This window comes from Mammaliicoccus lentus, assembly GCF_002902755.1.
In the GTDB taxonomy this organism is placed as follows: domain Bacteria; phylum Bacillota; class Bacilli; order Staphylococcales; family Staphylococcaceae; genus Mammaliicoccus; species Mammaliicoccus lentus.
The window spans coordinates 1-24,389 of the sequence record NZ_PPRS01000047.1 but is presented as its reverse complement, the minus strand read 5'-3'; the positions used below and the strand labels follow the sequence as shown (position 1 = coordinate 24,389).

The 24,389-nt window shown below is 33.2% G+C and carries 18 protein-coding genes, 2 tRNA genes, 2 pseudogenes, 1 riboswitch and 1 other annotated feature; of the genes and pseudogenes, 21 read left to right on the top strand and 1 reads right to left on the bottom strand.

Features of this window, described 5'->3' with window-relative positions; genetic code table 11:
* Positions 1-678 precede the first annotated feature (678 nt).
* The 15 genes and pseudogenes from hutP (at position 679) to CD135_RS11170 (ending at position 18,129) form a co-directional block, all read left to right on the top strand.
* Entirely contained in the window at positions 679-1,116 is a 438-nt protein-coding gene (gene hutP, locus CD135_RS11240) for a hut operon transcriptional regulator HutP (protein WP_016999173.1), read from the top strand.
* Between the two features lie 90 nt (positions 1,117-1,206).
* Positions 1,207-2,691: a histidine ammonia-lyase gene (hutH, locus tag CD135_RS11235; protein WP_064204304.1), complete on the top strand. Its 1,485-nt coding sequence runs from the start codon at positions 1,207-1,209 to the stop codon at positions 2,689-2,691.
* A 27-nt stretch (positions 2,692-2,718) separates the two neighbouring features.
* A complete protein-coding gene (locus CD135_RS11230) occupies positions 2,719-4,029 on the top strand; it encodes a YjiH family protein (protein ID WP_016999171.1) in 1,311 nt (436 codons plus the stop codon).
* A gap of 17 nt (positions 4,030-4,046) precedes the next feature.
* A pseudogene (hutU, locus tag CD135_RS11225) lies at positions 4,047-5,713 on the top strand (urocanate hydratase).
* Entirely contained in the window at positions 5,706-6,947 is a 1,242-nt protein-coding gene (gene hutI / locus CD135_RS11220; protein ID WP_016999169.1) for an imidazolonepropionase, read from the top strand. The pseudogene hutU and the gene hutI overlap by 8 nt, the downstream one beginning before the upstream one ends.
* Positions 6,948-6,995: 48 nt before the next feature.
* Positions 6,996-7,194 (top strand) — a binding site (T-box leader).
* 62 nt (positions 7,195-7,256) lie between these two features.
* On the top strand, positions 7,257-8,534 hold the full coding sequence (gene serS, locus CD135_RS11215; RefSeq protein ID WP_016999168.1) for a serine--tRNA ligase: 1,278 nt from the start codon (positions 7,257-7,259) through the stop codon (positions 8,532-8,534).
* Between the two features lie 124 nt (positions 8,535-8,658).
* Positions 8,659-9,174 (top strand): YceI family protein, encoded by a 516-nt coding sequence (locus CD135_RS11210; RefSeq protein WP_016999167.1) that lies wholly within the window; start codon positions 8,659-8,661, stop codon positions 9,172-9,174.
* Positions 9,175-9,458: 284 nt separating this feature from the next.
* The gene (locus CD135_RS11205) at positions 9,459-10,103 is read left to right on the top strand and encodes an AzlC family ABC transporter permease (protein WP_050988893.1); all 645 of its coding nucleotides are present in this window, start codon (positions 9,459-9,461) and stop codon (positions 10,101-10,103) included.
* Positions 10,100-10,426, top strand: coding sequence for an AzlD domain-containing protein (locus CD135_RS11200; protein ID WP_016999165.1), 327 nt, complete (start codon positions 10,100-10,102; stop codon positions 10,424-10,426). Before CD135_RS11205 ends, CD135_RS11200 begins: the two co-directional genes overlap by 4 nt.
* 66 nt (positions 10,427-10,492) lie before the next feature.
* Positions 10,493-10,594, top strand: a riboswitch (SAM riboswitch).
* A gap of 68 nt (positions 10,595-10,662) precedes the next feature.
* Positions 10,663-11,631, top strand: coding sequence for a homoserine O-acetyltransferase MetX (gene metX, locus CD135_RS11195; protein ID WP_016999164.1), 969 nt, complete (start codon positions 10,663-10,665; stop codon positions 11,629-11,631).
* A gap of 81 nt (positions 11,632-11,712) precedes the next feature.
* The gene (locus CD135_RS11190) at positions 11,713-12,630 is read left to right on the top strand and encodes a DUF2232 domain-containing protein (RefSeq protein WP_239705289.1); all 918 of its coding nucleotides are present in this window, start codon (positions 11,713-11,715) and stop codon (positions 12,628-12,630) included.
* A gap of 14 nt (positions 12,631-12,644) precedes the next feature.
* Positions 12,645-14,609 (top strand): DHH family phosphoesterase, encoded by a 1,965-nt coding sequence (locus CD135_RS11185; protein ID WP_064204309.1) that lies wholly within the window; start codon positions 12,645-12,647, stop codon positions 14,607-14,609.
* Positions 14,609-15,055 (top strand): 50S ribosomal protein L9, encoded by a 447-nt coding sequence (gene rplI / locus CD135_RS11180; protein WP_064204310.1) that lies wholly within the window; start codon positions 14,609-14,611, stop codon positions 15,053-15,055. The genes CD135_RS11185 and rplI overlap by 1 nt, the downstream gene beginning before the upstream one ends.
* A 100-nt stretch (positions 15,056-15,155) precedes the next feature.
* Positions 15,156-16,556, top strand: coding sequence for a replicative DNA helicase (dnaB, locus tag CD135_RS11175; RefSeq protein ID WP_026023617.1), 1,401 nt, complete (start codon positions 15,156-15,158; stop codon positions 16,554-16,556).
* A gap of 286 nt (positions 16,557-16,842) precedes the next feature.
* Positions 16,843-18,129, top strand: a complete 1,287-nt coding sequence (locus CD135_RS11170; protein WP_064204311.1) for an adenylosuccinate synthase — start codon at positions 16,843-16,845, stop codon at positions 18,127-18,129.
* A gap of 340 nt (positions 18,130-18,469) precedes the next feature.
* Here CD135_RS11170 and CD135_RS11165 read toward each other — a convergent pair.
* Positions 18,470-19,355, bottom strand: a pseudogene (locus tag CD135_RS11165) (YitT family protein).
* Between the two features lie 105 nt (positions 19,356-19,460).
* Here CD135_RS11165 and CD135_RS11160 point away from each other — a divergent pair.
* The 6 genes from CD135_RS11160 to yycI all read left to right on the top strand — a co-directional run bounded on the left by CD135_RS11160 (position 19,461) and on the right by yycI (position 24,296).
* A tRNA-Glu gene (locus CD135_RS11160) sits at positions 19,461-19,535 on the top strand.
* 20 nt (positions 19,536-19,555) lie between these two features.
* Positions 19,556-19,628: transfer RNA gene (locus CD135_RS11155), tRNA-Asp, on the top strand.
* Positions 19,629-19,796: 168 nt separating this feature from the next.
* Positions 19,797-20,498, top strand: coding sequence for a response regulator YycF (gene yycF, locus CD135_RS11150; RefSeq protein WP_064204313.1), 702 nt, complete (start codon positions 19,797-19,799; stop codon positions 20,496-20,498).
* A 9-nt stretch (positions 20,499-20,507) separates the two neighbouring features.
* Entirely contained in the window at positions 20,508-22,349 is a 1,842-nt protein-coding gene (walK, locus tag CD135_RS11145; protein ID WP_103269488.1) for a cell wall metabolism sensor histidine kinase WalK, read from the top strand.
* Positions 22,342-23,664 (top strand): YycH family regulatory protein, encoded by a 1,323-nt coding sequence (locus tag CD135_RS11140; protein ID WP_103269487.1) that lies wholly within the window; start codon positions 22,342-22,344, stop codon positions 23,662-23,664. Before walK ends, CD135_RS11140 begins: the two co-directional genes overlap by 8 nt.
* A complete protein-coding gene (gene yycI / locus CD135_RS11135) occupies positions 23,664-24,296 on the top strand; it encodes a two-component system regulatory protein YycI (protein ID WP_245942466.1) in 633 nt (210 codons plus the stop codon). The genes CD135_RS11140 and yycI overlap by 1 nt, the downstream gene beginning before the upstream one ends.
* Positions 24,297-24,389 lie beyond the last annotated feature (93 nt).

Here is a 24,389-nt window from a genome sequence, read left to right as displayed (position 1 = left end):
AGATAATCATATTGATCTTAAAATGAAAAAATACTTTTTAGCAATTTAACTTATATAGTAAGATTTATGAACGAACCGAAAAAGGTTCAGATGTATTACTAAATTTTTTATGAAGTTATTTAAATAATTGTATTGATAAAAATCAGAGCATTAAAATGTTAATACATTTTTAAAGAAATTATAGAAGATAATCATGTTGATCTTAAAGTTAAAAAACACTTTTTTAGCAATTTAACTTATATAGTATTAGCTATGGACCCAAAAATGTCCATAACTAGTACTATATTTTTTGATTAAAAACATTTAAATAAGCGTTTGTAATCAATTTAATTTAGACATATTAGTTATGGATATAAAAATGTCCTTAACTAATACCAAATTTTTTGTGAAGTTATTTAAATAATTGTATTGATAAAATCAAGACATTAAAATGTTAATACATTTTTAAAGAAATTATAGAAGATAATCATATTGATTTTAAAGTGAAAAAACATTTTTTTAGTACTTCAACTTATCCTACTAATTGAACTAAATAAAAAACTTTAATAAGCTAATGTATTAATCAATCACTGTGTTACGGATATCTTAAAAAGTATTGTTATAAAAATTATGAAAGCGTATACTAAAAATATAATGTGAATATAGATATTAGTTATTAGATAAGATAGGAGTTTTCACATGACTGAACAAATATCAATTGGTAAGTATGCTACATTATTAACTCTTACTGATGAGCAAACTGCGAAACAATTGAATCCAGACTGCGATCAAATGCAATTTATAGTTGGTAAGATTGGAACGATGTCGCTTAATAAGATTATCTCTTCAATAGAGACAGCAGCTAGAAGACAGAACCTTATATCTGAAACGCAGTATAGAGAAACACACGCTTTGTATCATGCAATATTAGAAGCAGTAAATGGTATTACGAGAGGTGAATTATCTATAGGTGAAATTATGAGAACTGTTGGTTTAAAATTTTCTGTTGTGAGAGGATATCCATATTCTGATAAACAAGAAGGAGAATGGATAGCCGTTAGTCTATACGGCACAATAGGAGCTCCTATTAAAGGAAAAGAACATGAAACAATCGGTTTAGGTATCAATCATATATAGACATAAGAACACCTATTAGACATTAGATAAGAGAAAGGTGCAACAAATAAATTTTTGTTGTATTTTTTTGTGTCCAAAGGAGTGTTATTTGTGACTTTAATATTAAAAGGTAAAGATTTAACGATTCAAGATATTAAAACATTTTTAGAAGAAGATAGGCAAATATCTATTTCAGAGGAAGCTTTAATTAATGTTAGAAAAAGTAGAGAAACAGTTGAACGAATCATAAATAATAAAGAAACTGTATACGGTATAACAACTGGATTTGGATTGTTCAGTGATGTATTGATTGAGCAAGAAAAATACAATGACTTACAAATTAATTTAATTCGTTCACATTCTTGTGGCGTAGGAAAAGCCTTTCCAGACAATGTTTCATTAGTCATGATGATTTTAAGATTAAATACAATGTTAAAAGGCCACTCAGGTGTAACAGAAGACTTAGTAAACTTGTTAGTCGAATTTATTAACAGAAGAATTATACCGGTTATACCAGAGCAAGGATCTTTAGGAGCTTCAGGTGATTTAGCTCCATTATCACACCTAGCATTAGCTTTAATTGGGGAAGGCGATGTGCATTATAAAGGTGAAACACTAAACGCTAAAGCAGTCTTGCACAAACTGGAATTAGAGCCTCATTCATTACAAGCTAAAGAAGGTTTAGCATTAATAAATGGAACTCAAGCAATGACAGCTCAAGGCGTTATTGCGTATATAGAAGCGGAAAATATTGCTTATAATTCAGAGTGGATTGCTTCATTAACACATCAAGCTTTAAATGGAATTGTGGATGCATATGATGAGCATGTGCATATCGTAAGAAACTTTAATGAACAAATTGAAGTGGCTGAAAGAATGCGTAATTGGTTAGACGGTTCAAAACTTACAACACGTCAAGGGGAAGTACGTGTGCAAGATGCATATACATTAAGATGTATCCCACAAATTCATGGAGCAAGTTTTCAAGTGCTAAATTATGTGAAAGAAAAATTAGAATTAGAAATGAATGCTGCAAACGATAATCCATTAATATTTGATAAAGATGATGAAACACTCGTTATATCAGGTGGAAACTTCCATGGACAACCAATAGCATTTGCTGTGGATTTCTTGAAAATCGGAGTTGCAGAATTAGCGAATGTTTCTGAACGTCGATTAGAAAGGTTAGTTAATCCACAATTAAATGGTGGATTACCAGCATTTTTAAGTCCTGAACCAGGTTTACAAAGTGGAGCAATGATTATGCAATATGCTGCCGCTTCGCTTGTATCAGAAAATAAGACTTTAGCACATCCTGCTAGCGTCGATTCAATACCTTCTTCAGCTAACCAAGAAGATCATGTTTCGATGGGTACGATTGGAGCAAGACATGCTTATCAAATTATCCAAAATGTAAGAAGAGTATTATCGATAGAATGTATCATCGCTCTACAAGCGGTAGAAATTAAAGGGGTAGAAAAGCTTTCACCTAGAACAAAAGAAAAATATATGGAGTTAAGAGAAGTTGTACCTTCGATAACTGAAGATAGAGTCTTTCATCACGATATAGAAAGGGTATGTGAATATTTAAGATAGTGAATTTTGAAACAAAGGGGTGTTGTGATGATTAATCAACAGTTTCAAGACAAAGGTAAAGATATGTGGAAATTCTATGTATTTAGCATTATAGGTATTATTTTATTCTTTATTCCTATACAAATAGGTAAAGATAATACGATACTTGTTGACCACATTCACTTAGGTATTCGGTCATTGTTAGGAGATTTAACTGCTTATTATGCATTAATTATCATTATAATAGGCGCTATTTTACCTGTTATCAGAATGGATTTTAAAAAATCTTTTACAGATTGTGTTCTTGTTATTTTTAAGCTACTTGGTGCAGTGATAGGCATTATGTACGTATTTAAGATAGGACCTAAATTATTATTTGATAAGGATTATGGACCGTTCTTATTTGATAAGTTGATGTTACCACTAAGTGTTTTAATTCCAGTAGGAGCGATTGCACTTTCCTTTTTAGTAGGTTATGGATTACTAGAATTTATTGGGGTATTGATGCAACCGATTATGAGACCCATATTTAAGACACCAGGTAAGTCTGCTGTTGATGCTGTGGCATCATTTGTAGGTAGCTACTCTTTAGGATTACTTATCACAAACAGAGTATATAAAGATGGCATGTATAACAAGAAAGAAGCGGTCATAATCGCAACAGGATTCTCAACAGTTTCTGCTACATTTATGGTTATTGTAGCGAGAACGTTAGACTTAATGGGTCACTGGAATTTATTCTTCTGGAGTACATTAATAATCACATTTGTTGTAACAGCAATTTCTGCTCATTTGCCACCGATCTCTAGAGAATCAGAGGCATATTACAATAATCAAGAAGGACAAAAAGAATCTAAAGTTAAAGGGAATTATATGAAAGCTGCTTATGATGAAGCAAAGAAACAATCATATCAATCATTAACATTATTTAAAAATATAGGCCTTAATCTTAAAGATGGCGTAGAGATGACGATGGCTATCTTACCATCTATATTATCGATTGGATTTTTAGGATTAATATTAGCTAATTTCACACCTATTATTGATTGGTTAAGCTATATTTTCTATCCATTTATTTATATTTTTCCTATTGATGATAAGCCTTTATTAGCAAAAGCATCCATGATATCAATCATAGAGATGTTCTTACCATCATTGTTAGTGGTGAAAGCAGCAATAGAAGTGAAATTTGTAGTAGCTATTACAAGTATTTCAGCAATTATATTCTTCTCAGCTTTAATACCTTGTATTTTAGCTACAGATATTAAAATTCCAATTTGGAAACTTGTGGTGATTTGGTTTATTCGTGTCGCACTTACATTATTAATAGCAATTCCATTAAGTTTACTAATCTTTTAATAAAGGGGAAATGAATTATGTCTAGAAATATTAAAGCGAAAAAAGGTTTAGAAATAGAATGTAAAGGTTGGGAGCAAGAAGCAGTTTTGAGAATGCTTTATAATAATCTCGATCCAGAAGTAGCAGAACATCCTGAAAAATTGGTTGTATATGGTGGTATTGGTAAAGCAGCACGTAACTGGGAAAGCTTTGATGCAATTGTAGAAACGCTAAGAAGATTAGAAAGCGATGAAACAATGCTCGTTCAATCTGGTAAACCAGTTGCAGTATTTAAAACGCATGAAGAAGCTCCACGTGTGCTTTTATCTAACTCAGTACTTGTACCTAAATGGGCAAATTGGGAACATTTCCATGAATTAGATAAAAAGGTCTCATGATGTATGGTCAAATGACTGCAGGTAGTTGGATATATATTGGTTCACAAGGTATTGTTCAAGGTACATTTGAAACCTTTGCAGAGCTGGCTAATCAACACTTTGGAGGTACGTTAAAAGGCACGATTACTTTAACTGCTGGATTAGGTGGAATGGGTGGCGCACAACCACTTGCCGTAACAATGAATGAAGGTGTTGTAATTGGTGTAGATGTAGACCCTTCAAGAATTGAGAAACGTATTGAAACACGCTATTGTGATATGATTACAGATTCTTTAGACGAAGCATTAGAAAAAGCAGAAGAAGCTAAAAATGCAGGAAAACCATTAGCTATTGGTTTAGTAGGTAACGCTGCAGAAGTTCATCACGAAATATTAAATAGAGGATTTAAAATTGATATCGTCACTGACCAAACATCAGCACATGATCCACTAAATGGCTATGTACCAGAAGGTTATTCTTTAGAAGAAGCTGATAAATTACGTGAAAATGATCCTAAAGAATATGTTAAATTGTCTTCTGCATCTATGAAAAAACATGTTGAAGCTATGTTAGCTTTTCAAGAAAAAGGTGCAATAGCATTTGATTATGGAAATAATATTAGACAAGTTGCTTTCGATGAAGGTTTAGAGAATGCCTTCAACTTCCCAGGCTTCGTGCCAGCTTACATTAGACCATTATTCTGTGAAGGTAAAGGACCATTCAGATTTGCGGCGCTCAGTGGGGACCCTAAAGATATCGAAAGAGCAGATCAATTAATGAGAGAGTTGTTCCCTGAAGATAAAAAATTAATGCGTTGGTTAGATATGGCAAGTGAAAAAATTGCATTCCAAGGATTACCTTCAAGAATTGCGTGGTTAGGTTACGGTGAACGTGCAAAAATGGGATTAGCATTAAACGAGTTGGTTAGAAATGGTGAAATATCTGCACCAATCGTAATCGGACGAGATCATTTAGACTCAGGTTCTGTAGCTTCACCAAATAGAGAAACTGAATCAATGAAAGATGGTTCTGATGCAGTAGGTGACTGGGCAATATTAAATGCTCTTGTTAATACAGCTGCAGGTGGTTCATGGATTTCAGTTCATCACGGTGGAGGCGTAGGTATGGGTTATTCATTACATGCTGGTATGGTTGTTGTAGCAGATGGTAGTGAGCGTGCTGATAGACGTTTAGGACGAGTACTTACGACAGATCCGGGTATGGGTGTAGTAAGACATGCAGACGCAGGTTATGAAACTGCGATAGACACAGCTAAAAATAAAAACGTAGATATTCCAATGTTAAAGGAGACAGAGAACAATGAATGATATTTTAATTCAAAACATAGGTGAATTAATTTTACCTAAGAAGACAGAAGGCCCACTAAAAGGCAAAGAATTGAATGATTTAAAAATTGTTAACAATGGAACAGTTGTCGTTAAAGATGGCAAAGTCGTATATGCAGGAGAACATACAGAAGAGTATGAAGCGAAAGAAGTAATAGACGCGACAAACCAAGTCGTGTCTCCTGGATTAGTAGACGCACATACACATCTAGTATTTGGTGGCTCTAGAGAACATGAAATGGCACTAAAACAACAAGGCGTAAGTTACTTAGACATACTTAAACAAGGTGGAGGAATCTTAAGTACAGTTGAGTCTACAAGAAACGCTTCAGAAGAAGAATTATATAATAAATCAAAAAAAGAAATTGTTAGGATGATTCAATTTGGAACTACAACAGTTGAAGCTAAAAGTGGTTACGGTTTAGATAAAGAGACTGAATTAAAGCAACTTGATGTTGCACATCGTTTAGAAGAAAATACACCAATTAGAATGAAACATACTTTCTTAGGACCTCATGCAGTACCTAAAGATGCAAAAGATAATGCTACTTTCTTACAAGAAATGATTGATTTATTAGATGATGTGAAAGACAAAGCTGATTTTGCTGATATATTCTGTGAAACAGGTGTATTTACAGTAGAAGAGTCAAGACGTTATATGCAAGCAGCTAAAGATAAAGGATTAAAAGTTAAAATCCACGCTGATGAAATTGACCCATTAGGTGGACTAGGCTTAGCAATTGATGAAGGTGCGATTTCTGCAGATCATTTAGTTGCTTCAAGTGAAGAAGATAAACAATCATTAAATAATAGCCAAACAATCGCTGTGTTGCTACCTGGCACAACATTCTACTTAGGAAAAGACCAATACGCAGATGCAAGGGGTATGCTAGATAATAATGGTGCAATTGCTATTGCTACTGATTTCAACCCAGGTAGTTGTGTAACCGATAATTTACAACTTGTAATGAGCATCGCAGCACTAAAATTAAAATTAACACCAAACGAAATTTGGAATGCTGTTACAGTCAATGCTGCAAAAGCAATTGATGCTGAAGCGGGTACAATTGAAGCTGGTGATCAAGCTGATATAGTTGTATGGGATATTCCAAATCATGAATACTTACCATATCATTATGGCGTAAACCATGCTCAAACAGTTATTATTGATGGTAAAAAAGTCTATGAAAACACTGGACTTATTACTGAATCTTAATTATTCCTTGAAAAGGTCATAGCCATTTGGTATATTTAGGTTAATTTAATAACTATATTGTTTAGGAATAAGTAATTTAAGCGGGTATGTATAGAGAGCTTGTGGTTGGTGCAAACAAGACATGAAACTTAAATGAATCTATCCTTTTTAAGAAAAACAATCGGTTTAAACCGTTATAATGACTTAGAGTGCAGTCTATTACAGACTGTTAAATAGGGTGGCAACGCGTAAGCACCACGTCCCTTGTGTAATAACAAGGAACGTGGTGCTTTTTTTCTTAAACAATATAGAAAATAGGGAGGAAACGTTATGTTAGATATTAAAATGATTAGAACTGAACCTGAATATGTAAAAGAAAAAATCGCTAAAAGAGGCGACGATCCATCAGTAGTAGATGAAATATTAGAATTAGATAAAGAACGCCGTGAACTTATTGTAAAAACAGAAGAACTTAAATCACGACGTAATAAAGTAAGTGGAGAAATTGCTCAAAAGAAACGCAATAAAGAAAATGCTGACGACGTTATATTAGAAATGCGTCAAGTTGGAGATCAAATTAAAGAAATTGATCAATCATTAAACAAATTAAATGATGATGTAACTTACAAATTAGTAAGAATTCCTAATTTAATTAGTGATGAAACACCTGTCGGTAAAGACGAAGATGATAATGTTGAAGTACGTAAATGGGGCGAACCAAGAACATTTGATTTTGAATCTAAAGCGCATTGGGACTTAGTAGAAAATTTAAAAATGGCTGATTTTGATAGAGCAGCTAAAGTATCAGGTGCACGTTTTGTCTTCTTAACTGGTAAAGGAGCACAACTTGAAAGAGCATTAATGAACTTTATGGTTACAATGCATACGACACAACATGGTTATACAGAAATGATGGTTCCTCAATTAGTAAATGCTGATTCAATGTTTGGAACAGGTCAACTGCCTAAATTCGAAGAAGACTTATTTAAAGTTGAAAAAGAAGGACTTTATACAATTCCAACAGCAGAAGTTCCTTTAACGAATTTCTATCGTGATGAAGTGCTTCAAAATGAACAGTTCCCTATCAAATTCACAGGACAATCAGCTTGTTTTAGAAGTGAAGCGGGTTCTGCAGGTCGCGATACAAGAGGTCTCATTCGTCTACACCAATTTAATAAAGTAGAAATGGTGAGATACGAGCGTCCTGAAGATTCATACAATGCATTAGAAGAATTAACTAACCATGCTGAAAAAGTACTTCAAGCTCTAGAACTTCCTTATCGTACAGTTAACCTATGTACTGGAGATATCGGCTTTGGAAGTGCAAAAACATATGATATTGAAGTTTGGTTACCAAGCTACAATGATTATAAAGAAATTAGTTCATGTTCAAATATGACAGATTTCCAAGCAAGAAGATCAAATATTAGATTTAAACGTGATAAAGATTCTAAACCAGAATTTGTACACACTTTAAATGGTAGTGGGTTAGCAGTAGGACGTACATTTGCTGCTATTGTTGAGAACTATCAAAATGAAGATGGTACAATTACTGTTCCTGAAGTATTAGTACCATTTATGGGTGGTCAAACTGTAATAGAATTATAAATGTGTGAAATAGTATAAAAAGGGTAATCATATTAATGGTTACTCTTTTTTTAGATTTAACTTGAATATAATTTTTATATCTGGTATACTTAGTATACAAAATAAATAAAGGGAGTTATGACACATGACTAATTTCAATTTCGACAAAGTACACAGTAGTTTAGAATTTACAGTAAAACACTTAATGGTATCTCGAGTTAAAGGTACTTTTGATGATTATGATGTAGAAGTTACTGGTGACGTAAATGATTTATCATCATTAAAAGCTAAAGTAACAATTAAAGCACATTCAATTAATACTAATAACCCTGATCGTGACGCACACTTAAAATCAGCTGATTTCTTTAGTGCAGAAGAAAATCCAAATATTACTTTCGAATCTAAATCTATAAGTGAAGATTCAGTAACTGGCGATTTAACAATTGCTGGTACAACACATGAAGAAACATTCGATTTAGAATTTAATGGAGTAAGTAAAAACCCATTAAACGGAGAAACAGTTACAGGATTTGTAGTGGATGGTAAAATCGATCGTGAAAAATATGGCGTATCATTTAACCAAGCATTAGAAACTGGTGGCGTAATGATAGGTAAAGATGTTAAATTCGAAGCAAGTGCTGAATTTAGCTTAGGAGAATAATATAAATAAAGAATGGTAGCTCTTTGAGCTACCATTTTTTTTATTTATATAAGGATTATTAATTGTCTTAATATTTCGTCAAATTATATTGCTAAACTTAATTTGATATGATAAAACTAATACATATTAAAAACAAAAAAAGAGGTAAGTCACACTGAGGTTAGACAAACGTTAGACTAACCTTTGGAACTATCTCCTTGAGAATGGAGGTATTATAAGTGCAGGAATCTGCAAGCATACATAAATCCTTGTTTTTACAAGGTGTTAAAGATTGTATACCAACAATGCTCGGTTATTTTAGTGTTGCGATAGCTTTCGGAGTAGTTGGAGTGTCATCAGGTTTATCCATTTTAGAAATTGCATTGTTATCCATTTTTGTTTATGCAGGTGCTGCTCAATTTATCATTTGTGCGCTTGTAGCTATCCAATCTCCTATATCTGCTATTTTCTTAACAATATTCTTTGTGAATTCTCGTTTATTCTTACAAAGTTTAGCTTTAGTACCACCCTTCAAAAACAATAGTTTGTGGTCAAATATTGGAATTGGAACTCTTGTAACTGATGAATCATTTGGTGTAGCTATTACAAAGTATGCAAAAGAAAAATCTTTAAATGCTACATGGATGCACGGGCTTAACATTTCAGCATATATATTATGGGTTACAACTTCGATATTAGGTGGTTTAATAGGTAATCTAATTCCAAACCCAGAAACGTTCGGATTAGACTATGCATTGTCAGCAATGTTTATTTTTCTATTAGTTGCTCAATTCGAAACGATACAAAAAAATAAAATAATTTATCATTTGTGGCTCATATGTTTAACAATTTTTTGTATGTTGCTATTTACGTTATTTATGCCAACGTTTCTTTCTATTATATTAGCAACATTAGTCGCTTCAATTGCAGGGGTGGTGTTTGATAAATGACGATATCAATGTATTTACTACTCATTACAGCTGGGTGTTTCATTATGACATGGGTTATAAGAGTAGCGCCGTTTGTTTTATTATCAAGATTTGAATTACCGGCTGGAATCATTAAATGGTTACAATTTGTGCCGGTTTGTTTATTTACAGCACTTATTGTAGAAGGCATGTTAAATCAAGAAGGATCAACAGGATATCAACTTAACTTAGAAAGTGTTTTTGTTGCAGTACCAACTGTCGTTATTGCATTTGTCACGCGTAGTTTAACAATATCTGTTTTAGCAGGGATGTTGATTATGGCTATTGTAAGATTTGTCTTTTAATAACAAAGTATAAGTTATTGAAAGAGCATTGCTTTTCTAGTATTCTTAATATTAATTACATAGTAAAGCTTATTCAGAGAAGTTGAGGGATTTGGCCCGATGAAACTTCAGCAACCGGTCACCTTAGATACGGTGCTACGACCAACGAGTCTACTCGCATAATAAGAATGATGAGAACTTCTTACTTCTTTAACGAGTAAGAAGTTTTTCTATTATATAAGAGGGGGTTAGATAAGATGATTTCTCGTGAAACAGGTTCAGTAGAATTAGGTCGATTTGAAACAGAATCAGGAGAAGTGATTGACAACTTAAAGCTTCAATATGAGCATGTCGGTTATAAGGGGCAACCGCTTGTTGTTATCTGTCATGCATTAACAGGTAACCATTTAACGTATGGAGATGATGAGCATCCAGGTTGGTGGAGAGAAATTATCGATGGTGGTTATCTGTCTATAAATGATTATCAATTTATAACTTTTAACGTTATAGGTAGCCCATTTGGGTCGAGTTCAAAATTAAATACACCCCATTTTCCAGATACATTAACTATGAGAGATGTAACTAAAGCTAATATATTGGCTTTGAAACATTTTGGTTATGAAAAAATTGATGTTCTAATTGGTGGTTCATTAGGTGGCATGCAGTCTCTCGAAATTTTATATGACGGGTCAATTGAAGTTAAGAAAGCTGTTATTTTAGCGGCAACTGAAAAGACATCATCTTATAGCAGAGCTTTCAATGAAATTGCAAGACAAGTTATTCAAATGAATGGTCAAGACGGATTAAGTATTGCAAGACAATTAGGCTTTTTAACTTATCGTTCAAGTAAAGATTATGAAGCAAGATTCTCAGCAGATGATGTTGTCAGTTATCAAAAATATCAAGGTAATAAGTTTAAAAATAGCTTCAATAAAGATTGTTATCTCACTTTATTAGATGTATTAGATAGCCACGATATATTTAGAGGACGAAATGATGTTGAAGAACGCTTAAAACAAATAGATACAAAAGTATTAACACTAGGGTTCACTGATGACTTATTATATCCAGATGACCAAGTAAAATCACTCGGTCGATTCTTCAAGTATCATAGACATTTCTTCGTACCAGATAATGTTGGCCATGACGGATTTTTATTAAACTTTGGAGATTGGGCACCATATGTTTATCATTTCTTAAAATTACATAAATTTAAAGCACGTTAAGTCGTTAAAAAAAGTCACCTACATTGTTTTAAAGTATAAAAATCTGTAAAATAGAGAAAGATGTTTAAAATAGATTGGGAAGTGAAAATTTTGTCTTTTAAAGTCGATATAAAAGCGACAATTATTTCAATAGTTTTACTAATGTTAAGTATGGTTATTATTAACTTTTTACCACCTTTAGCATTTGTAATACTACCGTTCATTACAATACCTGGAACAATACTTTGGTATCGATCAAAACCGTCGTTTTTTGTGACAGTTGTAGTGGCATTATGCGCAACCGTATTACTTAGTAACGTATATTTATTAACTGTCATGACACTGATGATTTTTATGAGTGTATTTATTGGACAATTATTAATAGAACGTACATCTAAAGAACGTATATTATATTTAGTAACAGCATTTATGAGTGTATTAACAATTGCTGGTGTGTTAATCATGCAATTAACGGGAAAACTACCACTAACAAGTAATGTTTTTAATGAATATTATGATGTAATCGTGTCTTATTTTGAAATGAGTGGTAATTTCAGTACAGAAATTCAAGAATCTCTTCAAGCTTCAATTGATATATTACAAGCTAGTATTCCTGGGTATATTATATTATGGGTATTTTTATTAGTACTTGTTAATTTACTCGTGACTTTCCCTATATTGAGAAAGTACAAAATCGCAACACCGGTATTCAGACCATTATTTATGTGGCAAATTAAAAGTAGTGTCGCTTTCATTTTTGTAATCACAGTACTCGTTAGTTTATTCGTAACGAAAGACAATGTTGTGATGTATGGCATAGTCACTAACTTACAGTTTGTGTTAGAATGGGTTATATTTATCCAAGCATTATCCCTATTCCATTTATTTATAAAAGTAAAAAAATTACCTGTAATTGTAGCTGTAATTATTTTCGTTCTTGCTTTTATATTTAAACCAATTGCATACTTATTTGGCTTAATGGACATATGGTTTAATTTAAAACAACGCATAAAAAAGTAAATTGAGGTGAGTTTATGAACCGTCAATCAGTTAAAAAAGCCCTAATATTTCCTTATATTATTATGATGGTCTTGGCTTTAGCACTGCTCGTTTTAAGTTTTTTAAATTCAATATTTTGGGCGATTATTGCGACGGTTATTACTGTAGTCCTATTTGCAGCGAGTGTTTACTTTATTAGAACCAGCTTTGCAAAATTAGATTTATACATCGGGAGTCTAGCGGGTCGTATTACCAAAAGTAAAACGAGTGCTGTGAGTGATTTGCCAATTGGCGTAATATTACTCGATAAAAACTATAATATTGAATGGATTAATAATTTTATTAGTAGACGTTTAGAAAGAGATGTATTAAACGAACCAATAAATGAAATATTTCCAAATATATTAAAAAGATTAGAAAATACACAAGAAGTAGAAATTGAAGAAGGATCATACAAATATAAAGTCACTTACACTGAAAATGAAAAATCAATTTATTTATTTGATATAACAGAAACTTCACGTGTATATGAATTATATGAAAATGAAAAACCTATCATCGCTACGATATTTTTAGATAACTATGATGAAATTACACAAAACATGAATGACTCACAACGTTCAGAAGTGAATAGTCTTATTACTAATGTAATTAATGATTGGTCAACTCGTTATGAATTGTATGTTAAACGTTATAGTTCGGATCAATTTATTGGATTGTTAAACAATAGTATTTTAGAAGATATTGAAGCATCTAAATTCAATCTGTTAGATGATTTGAGAGATAAGACAAGAGAAATTGGGCATCCGCTTACTTTAAGTATAGGTATTGGTGAAGGCAGTGAGAACCTAATAGAACTTGGTGAACTATCTCAATCAAGTTTAGATTTAGCTCTTGGTCGAGGTGGAGACCAAGTTGCCATCAAGAACTTTAACGGTAACGTAAGATTCTATGGTGGTAAGACTGACCCAATGGAAAAACGCACAAGAGTACGTGCTCGTGTTATTTCTCATGCGTTAAGAGATATCTTAATCGAAGGTGACAAAGTCATTATCATGGGTCATAAATCACCAGATATGGATGCGATAGGTGCAGCTATTGGTGTTTCTCGTATTGCTAAAATGAATAATTTAGAGTCTTATATCGTATTAAATGATTCAGATATTGATGATACATTACAACGTGTTATGAGAGAAATTGATGAGAAACCAGACTTGAAAGAAAGGTTTATCACATCAGAAGAAGCATGGCATGAGATGACATCTCGTACGACATTGGTTGTCGTTGATACGCACAAACCAGAACTTGTAATAGATGAGAACTTATTAAATAAAGCAAATAGAAAAGTAGTCATAGATCACCATAGACGTGGGGAAAGTATTATTTCAAGTCCACTGCTTGTCTATATGGAACCTTATGCAAGTTCTACAGCAGAACTTGTAACAGAGTTGCTAGAATATCAACCGACAGAACATCGTTTAACAAGAATTGAATCGACAATTATGTTGGCAGGTATCATTGTAGATACACGTAACTTTACGTTAAGAACCGGTTCAAGAACATTCGATGCTGCGAGTTTCTTAAGAAGTCATGGTGCAGATACAATTCTTTGCCAGCACTTCTTGAAAGATGATATAGATACTTATATTAAGCGTTCAGATTTAATTAAGACAGTTAAACTATTCCGAGGTGGCGTAGCAATTGCACATGGTGATGAAGAACAAATTTATCATCCTGTTACAGTTGCACAAGCTGCAGATGAACTATTAGGATTAGAAGGTGTAGAAGCTTCATATGTTGTAGCTAAACGCTCAGAAGACACAGTTGGTATTTCAGCTCGTTCTTTAGGAGAAGTAAATGTACAACTAACAATGGAAGCTCTAGGTGGAGGCGGCCATTTATCAAACGCTGCTACACAAATTAAAGATTCAACAGTAGAAGAAGCAATCGAAAAACTTATTGAGGTTGTTGAAACAGATGAAGAAGGAGTGGAAGAATAATGAAAGTTATTTTCACACAAGATGTTAAAGGAAAAGGTAAAAAAGGAGAAGTTAAAGACGTGCCAGTAGGTTACGCTCAAAACTTTTTAATTAAACATAATTATGCTGTAGAAGCGACAGCAGGAAATATGAAACAATTAGAACAACAAAACAAACGACAAGAAGAAATCAAACAACAAGAAATCGATGATGCTAAAGCATTAGCAGATAAGTTAAAATCATTAGAAGTTGAAATTTCTGCTAAAACTGGTGAAGGCGGTAAGTTGTTCGGTTCTGTTAGTACAAAACAAATCACACAAGCTTTACAAAAACAACACGACATTAAAGTTGATAAACGTAAAATGGATTTACCGAACGGTATTCACAGTTTAGGTTACACAAACGTACCAATTAAACTTCATAATAAAGTTTCAGGTACATTAAAGGTACACGTTGTAGAAGAATAATAGATTATATAAAATAGGTCGGTATTTGATTTACCGACCTATTTTAATGCGTTATAATAAATAATATTAAAAATGGAAAGGAGTAATCAGTATGGATGGTATGGATAATATGATGAATCCACGACAAATGCCTCATAATATAGAGGCTGAACAATCTGTTATCGGTGCAATCTTAATTGATCCTGAACTGATTAACTCAACAGGTGAAACATTAATACCTGAAGCTTTCTATCGAGCTAATCATCAACATATATTTAGAGCTATGTTGATGTTAAATGAACAGAATAAGGAAATTGATTCAGTTACCCTGATGGATGAATTAGCAGCTGAGTCTTTGCTAGAAGAAGCTGGTGGACCAGCTTATTTAGCTGAATTAGCAAACAATGTACCAACAACTAGAAACGTTCATTTCTATATAGATATTGTGTTTAAACATGCTGTTAAGCGTCAGTTAATTCGTGTAGCAGATAGTATTGCTGAAGATGGGTATAATCCAGAGCTTGATTTAGAGTCACTATTAGGTGATGCAGAGAAGAGAATTTTAGAGATATCTGCTACTAGAGGGACAGAAGGTTTCAAAGATATTAAAGATGTTTTAGGTATTGTGTTCGATAATGCTGAACAGTTAGATCAAAATAGTGGTCAAACCCCGGGGATACCAACTGGATATCGTGATTTAGATCAGATGACAGCAGGTTTTAACCGCAACGATTTAATTATTATTGCTGCGAGACCTTCTGTAGGTAAGACTGCCTTCGCATTAAATATTGCCCAACAAGTTGCTACTCACGAGAACTTATTCTCAGTCGGTATATTCTCATTAGAGATGGGTGCAGACCAGCTAGCGACACGTATGATTTGTAGTACAGGTAACGTAGATTCTAATAGATTACGTACTGGTTCTATGACTGAAGAAGACTGGAGTAGGTTTACAGTAGCTGTTGGTAAATTATCACGTACTAAAATATTCATCGATGATACACCAGGTATCCGTATCACTGACATAAGAGCTAAGTGTAGAAGATTAAAACAAGAACATGGATTAGACATGATTGTAATCGACTATTTACAGTTGATTCAAGGTAGTGGTTCACGTAGTTCTGATAATAGACAACAAGAAGTATCAGAGATTTCACGTATGCTTAAAGCTATTGCGAGAGAATTAGAATGTCCTGTTATCGCATTGAGTCAGTTATCTCGTGGTGTTGAACAACGACAAGATAAAAGACCGATGATGAGTGACATTCGTGAATCAGGTTCTATCGAGCAAGATGCGGATATTGTGGCTTTCTTATACCGTGATGACTATTATTCTCGTGGTGGAGAAGATGAAGATGGCGAAGCGGTAGATGCAGGCGCACAAGATGAAAACGGTGAAATAGAAATTATTATCGCAAAACAACGTAACGGCCCGACAGGAACCGTTAAATTGCACTTCATGAAACAATATAACAAATTTACAGATATAGATTATCAACATGCCGGTATGGAATTCGGATAAAAAAAGTTTTTAACCCAAAAGACGTACATTTATTACAAAGTCATAATAAATGTACGTCTTTTGTTTCGTGAAATGACAGTTAATTATTGTTTCGTTTGTGTTTTGAAGCATATAATTTTCGGGATAAAACCTTGTAACTACCATGGTTAAAGCTTTCTTAATGCAAATTTTTAGAATATCAAAATGTAAATTAACACCATAAATTAATGTTCGTTTTTAGTTTGCATTTTAAGTATAGGACTGATAGAATACTTAATGGTTAATGAGAAAAAGCGGAGGTGCTCACATGTCATCAATCGTAGTAGTTGGGACGCAATGGGGAGACGAAGGTAAAGGTAAAATTACAGATTTCTTAGCTGAAGATGCAAATGTTATTGCGCGTTTTTCAGGTGGTAATAATGCAGGTCACACAATTAAATTTGACGGAGAAACTTATAAATTACACTTAGTACCATCAGGTATTTTTTATGAAGAAAAATCAAGTGTTATTGGTAACGGTGTAGTAGTAGATCCAGTAGCTTTATTGAAAGAATTAGACGCATTAAATGAACGCGGCGTAGCAACAAACAATTTAAGAATTTCTAACCGTGCTCAAGTTATCTTACCGTATCATTTGAAACAAGATGAATTAGAAGAAGAAAAACGTGGAGATAATAAAATTGGTACAACGAAAAAAGGTATTGGTCCAGCGTATGTAGATAAAGCACAACGTATCGGTATCCGTATGGCTGATTTATTAGATAAAGAAACATTTGAAAAACTTTTAAAACAAAATCTTGAATATAAAAATGAATTATTTGAAAAAATGTTTAACGCTGAAGGTTTCACGTTTGATGAAATCTTTGAAACATATTACCAAGCAGGTCAACGCTTGAAACAATATGTTACAGACACAGCTAAATTATTAGACGATGCTTTCGTTAATGATGAAAAAGTATTATTCGAAGGTGCTCAAGGTGTAATGTTAGACATTGACCACGGCACATACCCATTTGTTACATCAAGCAACCCGATTGCAGGTAACGTTACAGTTGGTGGCGGTGTTGGACCAACTTACGTATCTAAAGTAATCGGTGTATGTAAAGCATACACATCACGTGTAGGAGATGGCCCATTCCCAACAGAATTATTTGATGAAGATGGTCATCATATCCGTGAAGTAGGTCGTGAATACGGAACAACTACAGGACGTCCACGTCGTGTTGGTTGGTTTGACTCAGTTGTATTACGTCATTCACGTCGTGTAAGTGGTATTACAGATTTATCAATCAACTCAATCGACGTATTAACAGGCCTTAAAACAGTTAAGATCTGTACAGCATACGAAATTGATGGTGTAGAAATCACAGAATACCCAGCAAACTTAAATGAATTAGAACGTTGTAAACCAATCTTTGAAGAACTACCAGGTTGGGAAGAAGATATTACAGGATGTCGTTCATTAGAAGAATTACCAAAAAATGCTCGTCGTTATTTAGAGCGTATTTCTGAATTATGTAACGTTAAAATCTCTATCTTCTCAGTAGGACCAGATAGAAACCAAACAAACCTATTAGAAAACTTATGGGACTAATAAATTTTTAAATCGAAAACGCTGAGACAAATTAATTGTCTCAGCGTTTTTGTTTGAGTAAATAAGAGAGTGAATGTTGCAAGACGAGGTCCACGTGCAACATATTGCTTCCTTATTGACAAGACTATCGAGAAAAAGCAATAAGGCTACCGTTATTGACACGTTTGGCGAGAAAAGACAATAAGGCTACCGTTATTGACACGTTTAGTAAGAAAAGACAATAACTTGCCCGTTACAACCTAAAACTGAGAACCCTTAAAAAAAGGAGCCATACAACACCTGCTGTATGGCTTCTTTTTCTAATAACGACAATCAATATCGGATTGTCTTTCATTATTAATTAGTGTATTTCACGTTTTTTAAAGCGTCCACCTTTTACTTCACTTACATCCCCGATTGATAAGAAGGCTGTATTATCTATTTCTGTTACGATATCTTTTAGCTTAGATTCTTCTAATCTCGTTATTACACAGAATAATACTTTTTTATCTTCTCCTGTATAAGCTCCTTCACCGTTTAAATATGTAACGCCTCTGCCTAAACGGTCGTTTATAGCTTCTCCTATGTCTCGATATGTATCACTGATGATCCATACGGCTTTTGATTCGTCAAAACCTTGTACAGTAACGTCTATCATTTTAGAGGCAATAAAATAAGCTACTACTGAAAACATCGCTGATTCCCAATTAAAAACAAATCCTGCTGCAGCGAATATGAAAAAATTGATTAGCATAACAATTTCTCCAACTGAAAATGGCGCTTTACTACTAATAAGAATGGCACTGATTTCAGAACCATCTAATGATCCGCCGTACCTAATTACTAATCCAACACCTAAACCAATAATTGCACCACCAAAAATTGTAACCAAAAATGTTTCTCTAATAAAAGGTTCAAAATGATGTAAATAAGCTGTTGTAACGGAAAGGACTGTAATTGCATACACCGTTGATATCGTAAAAAGTCTTACCTATTTGTTTATATCCTAAAAAGAAAAATGGAATATTTAATAAGAATATAAAAAGACCAAGTTTCATATTAGTTAAGTGACTTAATATAATAGCTATGCCAACTATACCGCCATCTAATAATTTATTCGGCACTAAAAATAACTCTAAACCAATACCCATTAAGACACTGCCGATTGTTATAAAAATTAGTCTTTTTATAATCTCACCTTTACTTAATTTACGATGTCCCTTTTTTATTGTGAGCTTCTCTTCCATATCATCATCCCTTTATAATGTTCCTAAATATATTATATAAAAAAATTAAAATAAAATCTTGTCATTCTTTACAGACCATGCTATAATCAATTTTGTGCTTATGAAGGCCCCTTGGTCAAGCGGTTAAGACACCGCCCTTTCACGGCGGTAACACGGGTTCGAGTCCCGTAGGGGTCACCATTTCAATTTCATACATATTAGGTCCCGTGGTGTAGCGGTTAACATGCCTGCCTGTCACGCAGGAGATCGCGGGTTCGATTCCCGTCGGGACCGCTTTTAATGCTTATCGTAATAACGATAAGCATTTTTTATGTTATTCACCATTGAATAACGGCAAACAATAGAATTAATCATCAAATAGTGTTAAATTATAGTATAGGATATCATGCACAAATCTGTGCTCGAAGATACTTACTTTCAAAAAGAAATGAGGTTAGTGCTATGGCTAGAAAAATAGTAGTCGTTGATGATGAGAAACCAATTGCAGACATACTAGAATTTAATTTAAAAAAAGAAGGTTATGATGTTTATTGCGCATATGACGGTAATGACGCAGTAGACCTAATATATGAAGAAGAACCAGATATTGTCTTATTAGATATTATGTTACCAGGTAGAGATGGTATGGAAGTTTGTCGTGAAGTACGTAAAAAATTCGACATGCCTATTATTATGTTAACAGCTAAAGATTCGGAAATAGATAAAGTTTTAGGACTAGAACTAGGTGCTGATGACTATGTAACGAAACCTTTTTCAACACGAGAATTAATCGCACGTGTTAAAGCTAACTTACGTAGACATTATTCACAGCCTAGCCAAACAGAAGATGAAGAAACAAACGAAATAGTCATTAAAGATATTACAGTATATCCAGATGCATATTCAATTAAAAAACGTGGCGCAGATATTGAATTAACGCACCGTGAATTTGAATTATTCCATTACTTAGCGAAACATATCGGACAAGTCATGACACGTGAACATTTACTACAAACTGTATGGGGTTATGATTACTTTGGAGATGTAAGAACTGTAGACGTTACAATACGTCGTCTACGCGAGAAAATTGAAGATGATGCATCTCATCCAGAATACATTGTAACGCGTAGAGGCGTGGGTTACTTCCTGCAAACTCAAGAGTAGGATGATGCTATGAACTGGTTAAAAAAATTCCAATCCCTCCACATTAAACTTGTTGTAATATATGTTTTATTAATTATTATTGGTATGCAAATAATCGGATTATACTTTACGAACAGTCTAGAAAAAGAAATGACGCGTAACTTTAAGACGAATATCGAACAGCATGTTAAACAGATTAATTACAACATCAAGAAAGCATACAATTCGGAAGATCCAGACCGAAATTTCCAAAAAGAAATACAAGGCATTTTAGATGATTATGCAAATCGCACAGAAATTGATGAAATTCGATTTATCGATGAAGACCAAATTATTGTCGCGACATCTAAAGCCACAAATCAAAATACCGTCAACCAGAAAGTAAACGATAGCTCTGTTCAAAAGGCATTATCATTAGGGAAAGCTAACGACAAAATTGTCTTGAAAAATGATTCTGCAGATAAAAATAGAGTGTGGATTAAAAATATGCCCGTACATTATGACGATAAAGTTGTAGGGGATATTTATGTTGAATCAGATATTGATTCTGTTTACGAACAATTAAATAACATTAACCAAATCTTTATTATCGGTACAGCTATTTCATTATTAATCACAATCGTACTCGGTTTCTTTATTGCGCGAACAATTACGAAACCAATATCAGACATGCGTAATCAGACGTTAGAAATGTCTAAAGGTAACTATACACAGCGCGTAAAAATATACGGTAATGATGAAATCGGCGAACTAGCCCTTTCATTTAATAACTTATCTAAACGTGTACAAGAAGCACAAGCGAATACAGAAAGTGAAAAACGTCGACTAGACTCAGTTATTACACATATGAGCGATGGCGTTTTAGCTACTGACCGTCGAGGTCGTGTTCGTATTATTAATGAGATGGCGCTTAAGATGCTTGGTTTAGAACGTGGAGAAGTTGAATCTAAACATATATTAGATGTCTTAAACATTGATGAAGACTATTCATTGGATGATTTACAAGAAAATAATGATAGTTTTGTTATCGATATTAACGAAGAGGAAGGTCTAATCGTACGTGTTAACTTCAGTACAATTATTCAAGATACTGGGTTTATAAATGGTTACATTGCCGTCTTACATGACGTAACAGAACAACATATTCTTGAAAATGAACGACGTGAATTTGTTGCGAATGTTTCACACGAATTGCGTACACCTTTAACTTCTATGAGAAGTTATATTGAAGCTCTAGAAGAAGGCGCTTGGCGTGATCCAGAAGTTGCACCTACGTTCTTAAATGTTACTAGAGAAGAAACAGACCGTATGATTCGTCTAGTAAACGATTTACTTCAATTATCTAAAATGGATAATTCAGGCGAGCAAATTAATACAGAACTAATTGATTTCAACATGTTTATCAATAAAATTATAAATCGTCATGAAATGACACAAGGTAAAAATGTTACGTTTGTACGTGACATACCAGTTAAAGGACTATTTGTAGAAATTGATCCTGATAAGATGACACAAGTATTTGATAATGTCATAACAAATGCGATTAAGTACTCACAAGAATCTAAAAAACGTGTCGAGTTTCATGTGAAACAAAATACGTTATATAACAGAATGACAATACAAATTAAAGATAATGGTATTGGTATTCCTGTTAATAAAGTAGATAAAATATTCGATCGATTCTTCAGAGTCGATAAAGCAAGAACACGTAAAATGGGCGGTACTGGTTTAGGTCTCGCAATTACTAAGGAAATCGTAGAATCCCATAATGGTAGAATATGGGCAAACAGTAAAGAAGGCCAAGGTACATCGATTTATATCACATTACCGTGTGAAATAATGGAAGATGAGTTTGGTGATTGGGATGCGTAATAAAGAAGTCATTAAATCTGTTATACTCATCATATTCGTATTGTTCAGTGTTTTCATGACATATCGCGTATGGACTTTCACGCCCGAGTTAACTGACTTAGAATCCGATATGAACGCTGAAACACCTGCCATTGGACCTAAAATAAGTAAACCTATAGATAGTGTTATCATGCCTTTAAGAATTATTAATCGAAACGGCACGGATTTGAAAGGGACGTCTAACGTTGAAGAAATCAAGAAGATAACTGATGTTATGTTAGATAAAGATGTAAAGAAAGTAGATATCTTAACGAGTGAATCAGCTGTGCAGTTAGATGATTTATCAGAAAGATATACAGTTTTAGACTTCCCGGACAGTGTCCCGAGTGAAATGTATTTAAATCAAGTTTTAGGACTGAGCATGAGTAATTACCCTAAAATTAATTTTGATAGAATACTCGTGGATACGAAATCAACAGATCGAGCGATTGTATATTTATTAAGTGAAAACAAACAAAAAGCAATCAAGCTGCAAACGACGATTAAAAGTCATGAATTTGATAAAATAAACAAAGAAGCGGCATCTAAATTTAAGCCTTACACAAGTATTATTACAAATCAGAATACGACGAATGAGATCAATCAGATATATGCACCTGAAACAGCAGATAACATCAATATTTATAGATATGTATCGAACAAAATTTCGGTATCGGATTTAAATGATGTAATCTTGGGTGATTCGGTTATTGCTCGTAATAATGATAATCACGTTTCAACTTATAATAACAATACAGGTATAGCGACAGTAAACGAGAAGAAACAAACATACGGTTATACAAATTTATCTGAAGATGAAAACAACATAAAAGACCTTTCTAAATCGATATCTAATTCATTTAAATTTATTAACGAACATGCTGGGTTTACAGATGAGTTTCGCCTATTTGGTACAGACCCGAAACAAGGTAACGTCAATTATAAAATGTTCTTAAATAACTATCCTGTGTTTGATGAAGATAATCTTTCTTCAATTGAAGCATCTTGGGGTAGAGATACAATTACAGAATATAATAGAGGGCTCATTACTACTGGTGTGGCTGTACCTTCTAAGAAAGAATCAGATGAGATACCAACAGCAGAAGAAGTTCGTTTCAATTTAGCCTCAAATGCTGAAATAGATTTTAATAAAGTAACCAATTTTGCTATAGGTTATGATTTATCGTTACCAGTTGATGATATTGATAACCTACAAGATACAATAGAATTCACGCCTAAATGGTATGTAAAATATGATGGCGAATGGAAACAGTACGAGAATGGAGGGTTAAAATAATGGATTGGAAACATGCCAAAACACTCTTCATTATCGTATTTATTCTCATTGATATAGGACTGGTTCTTGTTTATTTTAATAAAGTGAATAACTCTATTGTCCAAGAATCAAATGATCAATCTGACGTGAACTTTACAAAAGAAGGTATTGATTTACCGAATTTACCAAGCTATAAAAATAAAGAAATGCAAGCTATCACAGCTGATAGTAAATCGTTCACTTCAAATGACCTAGAAGGGGTTTATACATTATCAGAAAAAGATACAAAAATTAGCAAAGATTTAGATGATGAAAATTTAACAAAAGACAGCAAAGAGCAGACATTTAAAACTCTAATTAATAAAGAAGCCTATAAAGGTAAAGAATATCATCAAAAAGAGAATAATAAAGATAAAAATAAAGTCATATACGAACAAAGCTATGATGATTTCCCTATATTGAATAATAGTAAAGGTGAAATTGTCTTTAACATCGAAAATGGAAAAGTTAAGAACTTTACTCAAACATATTTAGATAAGTTAAAACCTGGTACAGGTGATAACAATAGTAAACAAAAAGTAGTCGATGCAAGGACAGCTTTAGAAACCTTATATTACAACACATATTTAACAAAAGGCGATACAGTAGAATGAAGTGAACCCTGTCAAGTAGACAACTAAATAATAAAAATGTCTTTTTGGTCGAATTCATAGCTAAGCTATGGATTTGGCCATTTTTAATGTAAT

Coding starts and splice junctions, on each gene's coding strand:
- serS (WP_016999168.1), top strand. CDS start 7,257: ATGTTAGATATTAAAATGATTAGAACTGAACCTGAATATGTAAAAGAA.
- hutI (WP_016999169.1), top strand. CDS start 5,706: ATGAATGATATTTTAATTCAAAACATAGGTGAATTAATTTTACCTAAG.
- CD135_RS11170 (WP_064204311.1), top strand. CDS start 16,843: ATGTCATCAATCGTAGTAGTTGGGACGCAATGGGGAGACGAAGGTAAA.
- hutP (WP_016999173.1), top strand. CDS start 679: ATGACTGAACAAATATCAATTGGTAAGTATGCTACATTATTAACTCTT.
- walK (WP_103269488.1), top strand. CDS start 20,508: ATGAACTGGTTAAAAAAATTCCAATCCCTCCACATTAAACTTGTTGTA.
- CD135_RS11140 (WP_103269487.1), top strand. CDS start 22,342: ATGCGTAATAAAGAAGTCATTAAATCTGTTATACTCATCATATTCGTA.
- CD135_RS11200 (WP_016999165.1), top strand. CDS start 10,100: ATGACGATATCAATGTATTTACTACTCATTACAGCTGGGTGTTTCATT.
- CD135_RS11205 (WP_050988893.1), top strand. CDS start 9,459: ATGCTCGGTTATTTTAGTGTTGCGATAGCTTTCGGAGTAGTTGGAGTG.
- metX (WP_016999164.1), top strand. CDS start 10,663: ATGATTTCTCGTGAAACAGGTTCAGTAGAATTAGGTCGATTTGAAACA.
- rplI (WP_064204310.1), top strand. CDS start 14,609: ATGAAAGTTATTTTCACACAAGATGTTAAAGGAAAAGGTAAAAAAGGA.
- CD135_RS11210 (WP_016999167.1), top strand. CDS start 8,659: ATGACTAATTTCAATTTCGACAAAGTACACAGTAGTTTAGAATTTACA.
- CD135_RS11185 (WP_064204309.1), top strand. CDS start 12,645: ATGAACCGTCAATCAGTTAAAAAAGCCCTAATATTTCCTTATATTATT.
- yycF (WP_064204313.1), top strand. CDS start 19,797: ATGGCTAGAAAAATAGTAGTCGTTGATGATGAGAAACCAATTGCAGAC.
- yycI (WP_245942466.1), top strand. CDS start 23,664: ATGGATTGGAAACATGCCAAAACACTCTTCATTATCGTATTTATTCTC.
- dnaB (WP_026023617.1), top strand. CDS start 15,156: ATGGATAATATGATGAATCCACGACAAATGCCTCATAATATAGAGGCT.
- CD135_RS11230 (WP_016999171.1), top strand. CDS start 2,719: ATGATTAATCAACAGTTTCAAGACAAAGGTAAAGATATGTGGAAATTC.